The following is a 13,576-nucleotide window of genomic DNA, read 5'->3' as shown; positions in this document are numbered from 1 at the left end:
GGCGCACTCAGTCCGAATTCTTCTGCAGGCTGCTCTGCTGGAAATGCTGGGCGGCGCCGGCGATCTCCACCCAGACATGTTTCGACTGCTCGAAAACCGATCTGACCGGGGCCGGAAAATTCGGATCCGCGATGGCACCGACGGCGACGCCGATCATCGCAGGCAGATTGTCGGCTTTCCAGTAGACCGTTGAACCGCAGTCGGGACAAAAATGGCTGCGGACCTTGCCGCCGCTCGCGGCCGTGCGGACGTATTCCTTCGACGCGCCTGAGATCGTGACGGCCTCTGCCGGATAGAAGGCACCGACACCGAACGGCGCGCCTGTTCGCCGCTGGCAGTCAATGCAATGGCAGGCAGCGACGAGGCTTGATGGCCCCGGAAGCGACAGCGCAAGAGCGCCGCAATGACATCGGGCGTCGATCATCGAAATTCCTTCCTCTTGGTTGGCCGACGGGTCCCGCGGCCCGGATGGAGCGGAGCGCAATCCGGAACGGTGTTCCCGCATACCGTCGTCGCGAGAAGATTCTGGATTGCTTCGCGGAGCCTGTCATCGGGCCGCGCTTCGCGCGGACCCGTTGGCCCGCAATGACGAGTTGGTGGAGCAATGCACCGATGCTCGCCCTCACTCCTTCCCCACCTCGAACGCCAGCAGCACGTTGCCGGCGACGCCGCCCCACTGGCCGTAGCCGGAATTGGTGTAGAGCATGCCGCCGGCGATGACCGGCCCGGGACCGTCGATCGCGCCGCCATGGGCGGGGACGCCGTTCACGGCCGTATAGTCTCGCGCGGTATCGAACTCCCACAGCAGCTTGCCGTCGGCTATGGCGTAGGCGCGAAGGAAGCCGCTGACGCCGCCGGAGAACACGACACCGGGGATCAGGCTCACCGCCGCCGATAGCGCGGGGCTGCATTGGAGACGATCGCCGCAGGCGACGGGAGACACTTCCATCGCAATCTTCCCGCTGGCGAGATCGAGGCCGAACAGGCCGCCGCCTTGGGTGGAATCGAGCCGCCGCGTGCCATCGTGCAGGAAACGCACGTCGGAGTTCGCGACGTAGATGCGGTCCTGGTCGGCGGCCGAGCCCCATTCGCTGCCGCCGAGCGCACCGCCCTTGCCAACCCGCGTCTGCCACAGGATCTTGCCGTCATCATCAGGGTCGAGCGCGTGCACGACGCCGGACTTCTGCGCGATGGCAAGAACACGCCTGCCGTCGCGCAGGGTCACGAGGATCGGCGACTGGCCGAAATCGTGATCGGGGCCGTGCTCGTCAGGACAATTGGTCCTGTCCGCGCCGTAGCACGCCACGATGAAGGCGTCCTTCGGGGTCGCCTGTTGCTTCCAGAGCAGCTTTCCGGTCGCAAGCTCGAACGCGAGGATCGCATCGGCGGTCGCGGCCGGCGGATTCGAGTAGGAGTTGCTGGTCGCGACGTAGACGGCGTTGCGCTTCGGATCGATCGTCGGCGCCGACCACACCGCAGCGCCGGACGGGCCGAACAGCTGCGTGCCTCTCGTATTCTTGCTGGTCGGATGCGGCACTTCCGGGATCGTGTAGGCCTGCCACACCGGCTTGCCGGTCAGGGCCTCCAGCGCCACCACGCTGCCGCGGAAAGTGCAGCATTCGTAACTGGCTTGCGAGCCGGCGGCCTCCTCGAGTGAGGACACCGGCACGTAGAGCACGCCGGAATGCAGCGTCGGCGCGCCGGTGATGCGCGCGGCCGGATGCTCCTCGACCTTCGTCTTCCAGATCAGCGCGCCGGTCAGCGCGTTCACGGCATAGGCATTGGCGCGCAAGTCACCGAAAAAGATCGCGAACTGATCGGTACCGGGAAGCGGCGCGAAGCTGATCGCAGCGCGCACCGCGGCATCGGTCGGCAACGTCCACAGCGTGCAGCCGCTTCGCGCATCGAGCGCGTGCACCTTGCGGTCGGTACCGCCGATGAACAGCAGGCCGCCGACGATCGTCGGCGGCGCAAACGACACCGAGGCGCCGGGAAAGGCGTAAGCCCATTTCAGCCGCAGGCGCGGCACCTCTTCCGCGGTCAGCCCCGCCATGTCGGCCGGCTGGAAGCGGCTGTTGCCAGCGTCGACGCCCCACCCGTTCCAGCGTGGACCGTCGAGCGGCTCTGGAAAGGCACTGACCTGCTGCGCACAGCGCCCCGGCGCTTCGATCGCAGCGTCGCCAGCCGCAGTCTTGCGGTGACGAAGGCAGCAATCGCGCGGCGTTCCTCCTCGCTACGCTCCTTCGCCATCGCCGCCATGCTGCCGAAGGTCAGTGTCCCCAGCACATGATCGAACGACATTCCCTGCATGGCGCTGCGGCCCGGCACACGGCTTTGGGCATTGCCGGCATCGTGACATTGCGCGCAGTGGCTCGCGTAGAGCGCAGCGCCCTCCTGCTGCGCCAGCGCCGGCGCGCAGCACCAGATCAGCATGGCGACGACCACTACGCTTGGTCTCATGGCGTGCTCCGGCACCGTCACCGCAACGCGAGACGGCTTCATGCAACCCGAAATGTAGCGCGACGGCAATCACTGGGGCAACGGACGTTCCGGCTGCGTCCGTCACATCCCCGTGGCAATGCGGACGCGATCGGGCAATTCATCCAGCCGCCAGAGCCCGAGGCTCTTGTCGCGCCAGCCACCGCCGCCCTCCTCGCAGCGCTCGTTGATCAGTTCGCGCGGCGCCGGCCAGTTGAACGGCGCCGTCTCCATGTTCAGCGCGCGCCAGTCGCCGTCCTCGCAGTCGCGATTTGCATCCCATTGGGGAAACGTCGTGACCATCAGGAAGCGCGCGCCGCTCGCACGAAAGTTCGTGACGGCGCGGACGATGTTGTCGAAGCTCAAATGAACCAGGCAGTCGCGGCACAGGATCAAGTCGGCAGCCGGCAGCGCATCGCGCGTGATGTCCGCAACGCGGAAACGACCGGCCAGTTCACCTCGTGCCGCGCGCTCGCTATTGGCCTCGATCAGCGACGGCACGATATCGATGCCGATGTAGTCGAGATCGAGCTTCATGCGGCCGATCCAGCCCGCATCGCCGCAGGGCGCATCGAGCAGCGAGCGCGCGCCGAGCCGTTGCAGCAGTGCAGGAAGCGCGTCCCGGATCGCGGCCGTGGCGGGATCCTCCGAGCCGAGGCCCGAGACCGAGCTGGCCGCGCCCCACAGGTTCGTCCGCTCGATCCGCTCGAACCGCGCGGCGAGATCGAGGCCCGCGAAATTGTCGCGGTCGGCAACGAAGCGTTCGTGGGCGAGCACGGGCGGACGATTGGGGATCATCAGAGAGCACGCGAATCGAGATTCCGGCGCAAACGCACTATACAAGGAGAGCCTGCTGTCCGAAATGGTCCGCAAGCGAACCCGCTCACCTCATCCGTCTCGTTGGAATTTTCATGCGCCCCACCACCGCACGAGAGAAGGCCAAAATGGTCGCCGGTGCAGCTACGGCCGTCATCATGACGGCAGTGCTGTTCGTCATCGTGCTTGCATTTCTGCTGCCGCAATAGGCGCTATCGGCGCGGCGGACGGACGTCGCCGCGCAGACTCAGGCGGCGCGCACCGTCCGGAGGAATTTTCCGACTTCGTCCTTCAGCCGGTTGCTGTCGGTCGCCAGCATCTTTGCGGTCGAGAGCACCTGCGAGGACGCCGAGCCGGTCTCCGCCGCGCCGCGCTGCACGTCGGTGATGTTCGAGGAGACCTGCTGGGTGCCGTGAGCGGCCTGCTGCACGTTGCGCGAGATCTCCTGGGTCGCGGCCCCCTGCTCCTCGACGGCCGCGGCGATGGTCGACGACACTTCCGAGAGCCGCTCGATCGTCGCGGAGATGTCGCGGATCGCGTTGACGGATTCCTGGGTCGCGGTCTGGATGCCGGAAATCTGCTGGCTGATCTCGCCGGTCGCCTTCGCGGTCTGCTCGGCCAGCGTCTTCACCTCGGAGGCAACGACCGCGAAGCCGCGGCCGGCCTCGCCGGCGCGCGCGGCTTCGATCGTGGCGTTCAGCGCCAGCAGATTGGTCTGGCCGGCAATGGTGTTGATCAGCTCGACAACGTCGCCGATCCGCGTGGCCGCGACCGAAAGCTCGCTGACGCGCTCGGTGGTGGTGCGCGCCTGGCCGACGGCTTCGCCCGCCATCCGCGCCGATTCCTGCACCTGCCGGCTGATCTCGTTGACCGAGGAAGACAGCTCTTCCGTGGCGGTCGCAACCGACTGCACGTTGCCGGTGGCTTCGCCCGAAGCGGCCACGACGACGGAGGTCAGCTCCTGCGCGCGCTGCGCGGTGGTGGCCAAGGTCGAGGACGACGCCTCAAGCTCGGTGGACGCGGACCCGACCGTTTCGATGATCTCGCCGACCGCACGTTCGAAGCCGTCGGCCAGGTTGACCATGTCGCGGCGGCGCTGCTCTGCGGCCTGCTTCTCGGCTTCCGCCTGCGCCGCCTTGAGCCGCTCCACTTCGACCCCGTTGGTCTTGAACACTTCGACGGTCCTTGCCATGTCGCCGATCTCGTCGCGGCGATCCTTCTCGGGCACCTCGGTCTTGAGATCGTTGCGGGCAAGGCCTTCCATGGCGAGCTTGAGCCGGGCGATCGGCCGGGACATCGCATTGAGGCCGATGAACAGCGCGATCGCGATGCCGAGGATCAGGCCCCCGGCGCTGACGCCCATCACGGTCCAGGTCGCGGAGCGGGCGTCGCGGTTGATGGCTTCCTTGCGCTTGGCAACCACCTGCGCGGTCTCGGTCACGAACTGGGCGATGCGGGCCAGGGCCGCGTCCATCACCGGATCGCACTCCTTGTGCGCCCGGTCTGCGGCATTGGCATTGTCTTCCGTGGTGCTGGCCTGCGAGCCAGCCTTCAAAACCGGATCGCAGCCGGCGAACACGGCCTTCAACTGGTCGCCGATGCTCCTGATCTGGCTCGCGCGCGTTGGGTCGTCCTGCTCCGCCGCGTCCAGATATTGGCGGATTTCGTCGCGGTTCTGGGTCGCGATCTTGAGACGGTTGGCGTTGCCGGCCTCTGTCGCCTCGGTGAAGACCGCATAGAGCGCCGCGTGATAGGTCTCGGCGCGGCGCTGGGCGCGGGTGAGGTTGAGCGCCGACGACTGCGTGGCGGAGAGCTCGGCAAACCCGTCGACGGTCGCAGAGAGTTCGCGCGTGCCAAAGGTGGCGACGCCAACCATCGCACAGCCCATCACGGCCACGATCAGCGCGACCTTCCACACGATCTTCAAATTGTTCAAAAAGCTCATCGCAAGATCCAATGATGTCCAGTCGAGGGCGTAATCCCAGCAACGTGCATTGGAGCCGGCGGTCGTTAAAATTTAATACCAAATGATACCGGTACTCTTACCGAAAAATAACTCTTTGGAGTCCCGCCGTAAGCTTGGCGTAAGCTTCGGCCGCCTTTTTCAGGATGCCTGCTCCCGTATCGCCGGCGCGGAACCAAGCGCGTGCGTCGCTCGTTCTTGCCCCATGCGGATCAGGGCAGACCATCGAAACATGTTCTTGCTGGGGGCGGTGACGCTGTGCTGCGTCGTCGTCGCCGGCACGCTTGCGCTGTACGAGCCGGTCCTTGGACAGGCTCCGGAGCGGCAGGTCGCCGACAACAGCAGGCCGGTCGATGCCGCAGCCCCGGCGGCGGTCCGGGTGGTCGGGACGCCCTTCGTGCCCAATGTCAATCCGCGCCAGCGATAGCGCTCACCTCGGGGATGTGCCCTTCGGAGATGTGCCCTCACCCTCCCCGGGCCGACCATGAGCACGCGCCAATTCCTCGACGAACGCGATCACCTCTGCCCGCTTGCCGGGCGGCAGCGACAGGAACGCGCGAACAAGCCTCAAGCCCTCGACTTCGTCCGACTTCTCTTTTCCGGCATCCATCCGCCCACTGTCGGGCGCCCGGGAAAAATATGCAATCCCTTGCAGGATACCTTCTTGATTCGCCCCTCGAGCTTTGGTGGAATGGCCCCAACAGGGGTGGCCCATGAAGTGGATCACGGAGCGCGACGCACTGATCGCGCAGACACTGGCCTTCGTCCAATCGGTAACCGGCAAGAAGGACGACCTCCGTCCGCCGGAAAGCCCGCCTGCTGCGTTCGCGCTGACCACGGAGATCGTGACCGTGCAGGCCATTGCGGTCGAAACCGACCCGCCACCGGCGATATCTTCCCCCGTCCCCGAGGCTCGGCCCGTCCAGGTCCCGCCGCCCCGCACGGGTGGCGATTTCCGCACCGAGATGCAGGCCAGGATCGCCAATTTCCGCAAGCATCAGGAGCGGTTCGAGCGCGAGCGCGAGGAATATTGCGCGGCGACCCTGACAAAAGTCCGCGCCGCCATCCGCGACGCCGCCCCTCCTCCACCGGCCGCCAAGTAAGGCAGGCAGGCCGTCAGGGACCTACAGCCAGGACCAAACCAGCCAGAGATTGGCTGCGCAGGCACCAAACAGCGCCACCGTCAGCGGCAGGAGCATGTGCCCGCAGGAGGTTTTCAGGTCGCTCGTCATGGCCAAAAACATCCGCTGATTCCGGCCGGAGAGTCCCAGGGATTCTTTTTTTGGGGATTCAGGACTCGTTTACGACTCAAGGCCCCTGGCGCCCCGATCACGCCCCCGTGATTGCCCGTCTGCCGGAACCCCGCGCCGGTGAAGTCGTTAATGCGCTTTCCGGGAGCGGGAAGAATGCCCTACGCCTTGTTCTGCAACGACGCCCAGATCAGCAAGGCCTATCCTGATGAGTCCGACGTCTGGAAATTGGCGCAGCGGAGCGGTCTCGTCGTGGATATCAGCGCCGACGACGAGCGTGCCGGGCCGCGCCGGGTGCTCGACAACGACTACGAGATCAAGCCCTGCCGGGCAGCGCAGGGCGAGGACCCCGCCACGAACAAAGCCGAGGCCGAGCGCGAGTCCAGGATTGAGCTTCAGCTGAATTTGTGAGGTCGGGCTGGAAGCCGGGGGTTCAGGGCGTTGCGGTCGCCAGCGATGCCTGCTCGCCGGCCAGCGCCACGCAGGCCTTGCGGCGGTGCAGCCCGCGGATCGCGCCGGTGACCTTCAACACCTTGCCGGACGGACAGGAGGCGTCCTTGACGAAGGCCACCTCATAGGGTGCTAGCATCAGAGGCTCGGATTTGAGGATTGTTTGAGCAGAGCATGGCACGGCGACCAAGCACGAGAGCACTGCTGCCGACACCAAGATACGCATGACCGTCGTCCCACCAGCCCTGTAATTCTCATATAACGCGTTCCGGAGCGCGAGTTCCGTAAGCGGCAAAGATTATTTTTGCTTTACGCCGGCCCCATGACACGCGTGAGAACGCGCGCGCCGGAATGTTTGCTTGCAAATGACGCGCCAGATGGTTCACGCCAAGCAAACAACGGGCTGGCGAACGACGGGTGGGCAAACGGACGGGTGGGCAAACGAAAGGCCGGCGCGAGCCGGGGCAAACGAAAGGCCGGCGCGAGCCGGCCTTTGTCAGATCTGGGACGGCTGCTGGCGGGTCAGTAGCGCGAGGCTGACGGACCGCCCCAGCCGAAGCGGTAGTTCACACCGACCTTGACGGTATGCTCGTCCTCCCGGCCACGGACGCCGACGATGTCGGCCGGCCCGGAGGTGAACGTGGTGCTGCCGAAATTGTAGTACTGGTACTCGGCCTTGGCCGACCAGCTCGGCGCGAACATGTATTCGAGGCCGGCGCCGACGGTGTAGCCGTCCTTGTTGTTACCGGTGGCGGTGAAGGTCTGCGGCACGCCGGCGACGTTGACGCCAAGGCCGCCATTGCGCCAGGCGTAACCACCCTTGGCGTAGAGCAGCGTCGGACCCCAGGTGTAGCCGATCCGGCCAGTCACCGATCCGAGTTGGTCGGTATTGGACGTCACCTGCGTTCCCAGCGGGAACGTGACACCGTTGTTGTTGGTCGGCAGCCAGGAATACTGGGCCTCGACACCCACGACCCAATTGGGTGCGAACTGGTAGTCGAAGCCGCCCTGCACGCCGCCCAGGAAGCGGGCGTCGCTCGACTGGAAGCTGCTGTCGCCGGCGAACGCGCCGCCGACATGGCCGCCGATGTAGAAGCCGGTCCAATTGTAAATCACCTGCGGCGGCGTATAGGCCGGTGCCTTGGTGTAAGGGCGCGGCTGCATGTCGGCCGCTGCGGCCGGCGCGGCTAGCGCAAGCAGAGCGACTGCGCCCAGCAAAATCGTTTTCATATCCATCCCCGTTCTTTCAAAATCGACCCTCAGCAAACAACGTGGCGTGAATTTGGTTGCTTCGCGGCGATGCCGGAACGTTGATCTTTCGATACTGTGACGGGGTGGCAACATCGCGATTTTGTTCCGTCACGTTGCCTTGCACCGGCTGTTTCTGCCACCCGCGCAAGGCTTGCCGCGCAAGGCTTGCCGTAACGATCTGTCGCAAGGCTAATCCGCCCCGTTCAAAGCTCGCCAAAATGTGATCCAGCGGCTCCGGCGGCTTCTGTCCTAGCACCAGCCGATGAAGGCGGGCTTTGCGCTACCGCGTCATCTTTTCCAGTTCCGGAAAGGGTGCGTAAACCGCGCCAGTACAGAACTCGCTGGCGCGATCGAGGACGCGGTCGGCCCGTCCGTTGACGAAGACGACGGCGCGCTCGCGCATGACCTTGTAGCTGCCGTCGGTCTCGCGGGGCATGAAGCGCAGGCAGCTCACGTAGAACTGTCGGCCGCCGACCTCGCGCAGCTCCGGCTCGGCCATGCCGGCCTCGCGCACGCCGACCGGATTGTTCAGATAGGCGCGCATCAAGGCGAGCGTGTCACCGCGGAAATTGTCGGGAAAAGGCTGAGGACCTCCAGCCTGGGTCCCGGCCATCAGGGTCGGACGGTCACCGTCGCTGCCGAAACACCCCGCGAGCGCCAGCGGCAATGCCAGGATCGATAGCAGGCTCGCCGCACGTTTCGCCAATCGCCCCACAGGTCACGCTCTCCGCTCGCTCAGATCAGGGAGATGTTCTAGCCCCAAGGTTGCACGAAGGGAATTCGCTTGCAGGCGCACCGGCCCGCCGCCGGTGCCTTGCGCTTTCGCGCAAGACGCCGGGACAACGGACCGGGCCTGAATTCCGCACGCGCCAGCAGGGCAATGCCAGGGATGCCGCCGCGCGGGATCAGTCGTTAGCTGCGCTTCTCGGTCGTCACCGGCTTGGTGACGTCGGGCTGCGCTTTCAGCGACTTCTTGGCCGACAGATGCTTGTGGTGATGGCGATGCGTCCGCACGGTCTTGTGCTCGTCGGGCGTGACCGCGGCGTTCGCATTCATCGTCTTCGACTTGGCGTCGACCTTGGCATCCGCCTTGACGTCGGCGGCCTTGGTGTCGGCCTTGACGCCGGTGTCCGGTTTCACGGCGGTGGTCGACGTCTTGGTCTGGCTCTGGTCCGCCTTGATCACCGGCGCGGTCGTGGTGGTCTTGCCGGCCTCGGCCGCGAAGGCCGGAGCTGCGATCACGGAAGCTGCGAGCAAGGCTGCGGAAATGGTCTTCAACATGGTTGGTCTCCTCTTGGAAGGATCTTGAGGCGGGCGCCCTCTCGCCACCCCTTCGATCGTAGGTGGGAGCCTAGGCCTCGCGCGCTGAACCCAGTCTGAAGCCGGTTGCAGGCTTCCGTTCATCTGGATGACAAGTTTGTCATCTGCGGCGGGCCGAAGGGGCCGGGGCAGCCGGGAATGTTTTTGCCCGGCGGGTGTTCCGGTCTTCAGGCAATCGTGTAGGATCGCCACGCTTCATACGGGAGAACTTAGATGCGCAAACTCTCAATGCTTCTGCTGCCGGGACTCGTTTCGATGACGCTCGCAGCCGGGCCGGTACTGACCGGCGCCTATGCCGCGGGCGGAGACGATCCCTCGTCGCCGCCGAAGTCGGACACGTCGACCAAGAAGGGCAAGAAGAAGAGCTCCTCCGTCAGCGATCCGAAATTCCTTGCTGCCTATCGCACCGCCTACACCACGATCTACGACGACCATAACTACACGGGCGCGATCGATCAGTTGAAGTCGCTCAAGCGCGACGACGTCGCCGACGTCGCCAATCTGATCGGCTATTCCTATCGCAAGCTCGGCGACTACCAGTCGTCCAAGGTCTATTACGAACTGGCGCTGAAGGACGATCCGAACCACGTCCGCACCTGGCAGTATTACGGCCTCTGGCAGCTCGAGCAGGGCAACCGCGAGCAGGCGCAATATCACCTGAACAAGATCGCCTCGCTCGCCGGCACCGACAGCTCCGAGTATCGCTCGCTGGCCGCGGCGCTCGACAAGCCGACCGGCGCGACGCTCGTCTACTAAGCCATCTGGTTTCCGTACGACGCGAACCGGCACAACCTCGGGGTTGTGCCGGTTCTGCTTTCTCGGCTAGCCTCCCGCACCAATCCTCCCCTCGCAAATCGGTGCGCAATGGACAGTTGGCTGCGATCCGCGATCGACTACATCGGCTCCTGGGTCGAATTCCAACAGACGACAGTCCAACAGCCGGGCGTCATCATCGCATTCGCCCATCGCGGCGAGGTCGTCGCCGAGCACGCATTTGGCCTTGCCAATCTCGACACCGGCGAGAAGCTCACCCCGCGCCACCGCTTCCGCATCGCCTCGCACTCGAAGAGCTTTACCTCCGCCGGCATCATGAAGCTGCGCGAGCAGCGCAAGATCCGGCTCGACGACACCGTCGGCCACTATGTCACCGGCCTGCATCCGCGCGTCGCCGAGACGACGATTGCGCAGGTGCTCTCGCACAGCGCGGGGCTGACGCGCGACGGCGCCGATTCCGGCCAGTTCATCGACAGCCGCCCCTATCTCAACGCCAGGGAGCTGCTCGCGGAGCTGAAGCTGCCGACCGCGATCGAGCCCGGCACGCGCTTCAAATATTCCAATCATGGCTTTGGGCTGATTGGTCTCGTCATCGAAGCGATCACGAAAGAGCCCTACCCGGTCTGGATCAGGCGCGAGATCATCGAACCTGCGGGCCTGCGCGAGACCGAGCCAAACGTACCGCTTCCCAAGGGGGCGGCGTTCGCACGCGGCCATACCCGAACGCTGCCGTTCGGCGAGCGATGCGTGATCCCCGGCGACAATCCCGCGCACGCGATGGCGTCGGCCGCGGGCTTCGTCGCCACCGCCGGCGACACCGCCCGCTTCTTCGCGCAGCTTGCCCCCAACGCAAGAAAGAGCGTGCTGTCGGTCGCGAGCCGCCGCGAGATGACGCGGCACCATTGGCGCATCCCGCAGAGTTTCGAGGGCTATTACGGCCTCGGCGTCAACGCCGGCAAGACCGACGGCTGGGACTGGTTCGGCCATGGCGGCGGTTTCCAGGGCTACATCTCGCGGACCTGCTCCCTCCCCTCTTGCGAGCTCGCGATCAGCATCCTCAGCAACTCCATCGACGGCGCGGCGCCGCTCTGGATGGACGGCGCGATGCAGATCCTGCGCGTCTTCAAGACCCGCGGCGCGCCCGACCGGCGCCTGCGCGACTGGACCGGCCGCTGGTGGACGATGTGGGGCGCGGCCGATCTGGTGCCGATGGGCAACCGCGTGCTGATCGCCAATCCGCAGTTCAACAATCCGTTCATGGATGCCGCCGAGATCGAGGTCACCGGCCGTGATGCCGGCGAGCTCTCCTGGGCCGCCGGCTATTCCAGCCACGGCGAGCCGGTGCGTCGTGTCCGCGACAAGCGCGGCAAGGTCAGCGACATCTGGATCGCCGGTGCCAACGTCAAGCCGGAGCATGTTGTGGCGCGCGAGATCGCGCGGAGGTATCCGCCGCGCAAACGTCGGCCTACTCCCTGATCAATCCCTCGACCTCGCCCCGAAACGCCTGCCGCGAGCCGTCGCGCGAATAGAACATGTGGCCGCCGGGATAGACGACGAATTTCACGCGCTGGGTCGCGAACGCCGGCAATTGGTCGAGCACCCGCTTCGTTCCGAAATAGGGCGTGGCGAGATCGAACAGGCCGTGTGCGACCAGGACGTTCAGCTTCGCATCTGTCGCGAGGATCTGGCGCAGCTCGGACACTGACTGCGGCGGGTTGATGCCGCGGCCGAAATCCCACTGGCCCTCGACGGCGCCGTTGAGGACTTCGTAGGAGCCATCAGGCCGCCAGTTGAGCTTGCGGGTCAACACGTCGACCGCGGCGCTCGTCAGCGGCGCCTGGAGCGCGTCGCCCGAGGGATCCCCGAAGCGCGTACTGCTGGAATCCGGATAGGGATCGAAGCCGCGCACGGAGGCATCGTAGCGTCCCATCACCTTGCCGTTCTTGCGATCGAATTCGCGGCGGAATTCACCGACGTCGAAACGGCCGGCGAGCCTGCGGCTCACCGCCTGATCGATGCCGGTGAGCTCGGCGACCTTGTCGGCCAGGCGATTGGTAGCCTCCTTGTCGGCTTCGCCCTTGACGAGGTCGGCCAGGAATTCGCCGCGCGCGTAAGCCTCCACGTCGGCGAGATCGGCGCGCTTGACCGGTCCTTTGGCCTCGCGCGCCACCGCCACATAGCTCGGCAGCGTCGCGACATATTGCAGGAGGCTGGTGCCGGTGAACTCGCGGAAGTCGAGCAGCGGCGACACCAGGATCAATCCCCTGACGCCGACGCCGTGCTGGATCTGCAACTGGCGCACGACCTTCGGCCCGCGGATGCCGCCATAACTCTCGCCTGCAACGTATTTCGGCGAGACCAGCCGGTTGTGCTTCTCGAGCCAGCGGCGGATCACCAGCGCGACCGCGTTGACGTCACCGTCGACGGAATAGAAGGACTTGCGCGCGTCCTCGCCGGTCGCAACGAACCGGCTGTAGCCGGTGCTGACGGGATCGATGAAGACGAGATCGGTGAAATCGAGCCAGGTCTCCGCGTTCGGCTTCACCTCGGGCGAGGCCGATGGCGAGAGGGCTTCGCCATCGAGCGGCAGCCGCCACGGGCCCGCAGCGCCGAACTGCAGCCATGCCGAGGACGCGCCGGGTCCGCCGTTGAACAGGAACGTCACGGGGCGCGTGGCGCGGTCGGCACCTTCGAGTTCGTAGGACGAGTAGGCGATGTCGGCCAGCGGCTCGCCCTTGCCATCGAACACGCGGATCGAGCCGGCGGTTGCGGCGAAGTTGAGCGTGCGGCCGGGCAGATCGAGGGTCTGCTTCGTGGTCGAATCCGACGGGAGACGGTGCAACTCGGCGGCTGACGATGGATTCTGCGGCGCGCCTTGCGCGCCACTGCCACGCCCGCCCTTCTGTCCGGCTGGGGTCGCCGTCTCGGCGCGCGGCTGCGGCGGATCGTCTGCGCGGGCAAATCCGGCGAGCGCGACCGCGGACACCGCCAGCACCAGCGCCGCACGGCGGACCTCCTGCAAACCCGTGACCATAATCGTTCTCCCTGCCCGGCTGCTGTGGGAGCCGGTGAGGTCGATAGGCTAGCGCGGAATTGCGACGGTTTGGGGGATCATGGGTCCGACCGCGCCCAAAGAGGCCGATCGGGCTGGAAATGCCCCGGATTCATCCCGGACCCGCCGGCCGCCCGTTTGCCTTGAAGGGCGGTCATCCTCGACAATGCAGGTCCGGGTGTATAGACGAGCCCGGCGGAACTTTCTCGAGCCAGCGGCCCT

At 65.8% G+C, this 13,576-nt stretch carries 15 protein-coding genes; 5 read left to right on the top strand and 10 right to left on the bottom strand.

The annotated features are described in order from the left end of the window. Positions 1–7: 7 nt before the first annotated feature. The 5 genes from XI08_RS02605 to XI08_RS02585 all read right to left on the bottom strand — a co-directional run bounded on the left by XI08_RS02605 (position 8) and on the right by XI08_RS02585 (position 5,239). Complete coding sequence (locus XI08_RS02605; protein WP_271573245.1) at positions 8–424, bottom strand: GFA family protein; 417 nt, start codon at positions 422–424, stop codon at positions 8–10. Between the two features lie 198 nt (positions 425–622). Then, positions 623–2,053: an outer membrane protein assembly factor BamB family protein gene (locus tag XI08_RS02600; RefSeq protein ID WP_271573244.1), complete on the bottom strand. Its 1,431-nt coding sequence runs from the start codon at positions 2,051–2,053 to the stop codon at positions 623–625. Next, positions 2,041–2,460, bottom strand: a complete 420-nt coding sequence (locus XI08_RS02595) for a c-type cytochrome (protein WP_271573243.1) — start codon at positions 2,458–2,460, stop codon at positions 2,041–2,043. The genes XI08_RS02600 and XI08_RS02595 overlap by 13 nt, the downstream gene beginning before the upstream one ends. A 102-nt stretch (positions 2,461–2,562) precedes the next feature. After that, positions 2,563–3,276 (bottom strand): class I SAM-dependent methyltransferase, encoded by a 714-nt coding sequence (locus XI08_RS02590; RefSeq protein WP_271573242.1) that lies wholly within the window; start codon positions 3,274–3,276, stop codon positions 2,563–2,565. Between the two features lie 265 nt (positions 3,277–3,541). Next, positions 3,542–5,239 (bottom strand): methyl-accepting chemotaxis protein, encoded by a 1,698-nt coding sequence (locus XI08_RS02585; RefSeq protein ID WP_271573241.1) that lies wholly within the window; start codon positions 5,237–5,239, stop codon positions 3,542–3,544. A 250-nt stretch (positions 5,240–5,489) separates the two neighbouring features. On the opposite strand from XI08_RS02585, the gene XI08_RS02580 reads away from it, so the two are divergent. The 3 genes from XI08_RS02580 (at position 5,490) to XI08_RS02565 (ending at position 6,918) form a co-directional block, all read left to right on the top strand. Further along, positions 5,490–5,684, top strand: a complete 195-nt coding sequence (locus tag XI08_RS02580; protein WP_271573240.1) for a hypothetical protein — start codon at positions 5,490–5,492, stop codon at positions 5,682–5,684. A 286-nt stretch (positions 5,685–5,970) separates the two neighbouring features. Beyond that, a complete protein-coding gene (locus XI08_RS02570) occupies positions 5,971–6,360 on the top strand; it encodes a hypothetical protein (protein WP_271573238.1) in 390 nt (129 codons plus the stop codon). 303 nt (positions 6,361–6,663) lie between these two features. Then, a complete protein-coding gene (locus XI08_RS02565; protein ID WP_027549079.1) occupies positions 6,664–6,918 on the top strand; it encodes a hypothetical protein in 255 nt (84 codons plus the stop codon). A gap of 22 nt (positions 6,919–6,940) precedes the next feature. Here the strand turns inward: XI08_RS02565 and XI08_RS45935 are convergent, their stop codons facing one another. From XI08_RS45935 to XI08_RS02545, 4 genes are all read right to left on the bottom strand, one after another. Then, complete coding sequence (locus tag XI08_RS45935) at positions 6,941–7,183, bottom strand: DUF6719 family protein (RefSeq protein ID WP_092191392.1); 243 nt, start codon at positions 7,181–7,183, stop codon at positions 6,941–6,943. 296 nt (positions 7,184–7,479) lie between these two features. Next, entirely contained in the window at positions 7,480–8,187 is a 708-nt protein-coding gene (locus XI08_RS02555; RefSeq protein WP_027549077.1) for an outer membrane protein, read from the bottom strand. Positions 8,188–8,488: 301 nt separating this feature from the next. Further along, positions 8,489–8,923: a hypothetical protein gene (locus tag XI08_RS02550; protein WP_271573237.1), complete on the bottom strand. Its 435-nt coding sequence runs from the start codon at positions 8,921–8,923 to the stop codon at positions 8,489–8,491. Positions 8,924–9,120: 197 nt separating this feature from the next. Further along, on the bottom strand, positions 9,121–9,489 hold the full coding sequence (locus XI08_RS02545) for a His-rich protein BRANT (protein ID WP_271573236.1): 369 nt from the start codon (positions 9,487–9,489) through the stop codon (positions 9,121–9,123). A gap of 252 nt (positions 9,490–9,741) precedes the next feature. Here XI08_RS02545 and XI08_RS02540 point away from each other — a divergent pair, with 252 nt between their 5' ends. Both XI08_RS02540 and XI08_RS02535 read left to right on the top strand, forming a co-directional pair. Beyond that, complete coding sequence (locus XI08_RS02540) at positions 9,742–10,284, top strand: tetratricopeptide repeat protein (RefSeq protein WP_271573235.1); 543 nt, start codon at positions 9,742–9,744, stop codon at positions 10,282–10,284. Between the two features lie 108 nt (positions 10,285–10,392). Beyond that, positions 10,393–11,778: a serine hydrolase domain-containing protein gene (locus XI08_RS02535; RefSeq protein WP_271573234.1), complete on the top strand. Its 1,386-nt coding sequence runs from the start codon at positions 10,393–10,395 to the stop codon at positions 11,776–11,778. Here XI08_RS02535 and XI08_RS02530 read toward each other — a convergent pair. Further along, positions 11,768–13,336 carry a S10 family peptidase gene (locus tag XI08_RS02530; protein ID WP_271573233.1) on the bottom strand — a complete coding sequence of 523 codons (1,569 nt, stop codon included), beginning with the start codon at positions 13,334–13,336 and terminating at the stop codon, positions 11,768–11,770. The genes XI08_RS02535 and XI08_RS02530 overlap by 11 nt on opposite strands. Positions 13,337–13,576 lie beyond the last annotated feature (240 nt).

Source organism: Bradyrhizobium sp. CCBAU 11361, from assembly GCF_028128935.1.
Classification (GTDB): domain Bacteria; phylum Pseudomonadota; class Alphaproteobacteria; order Rhizobiales; family Xanthobacteraceae; genus Bradyrhizobium; species Bradyrhizobium niftali.
This window is presented reverse-complemented; position numbering and strand designations above follow the sequence as displayed.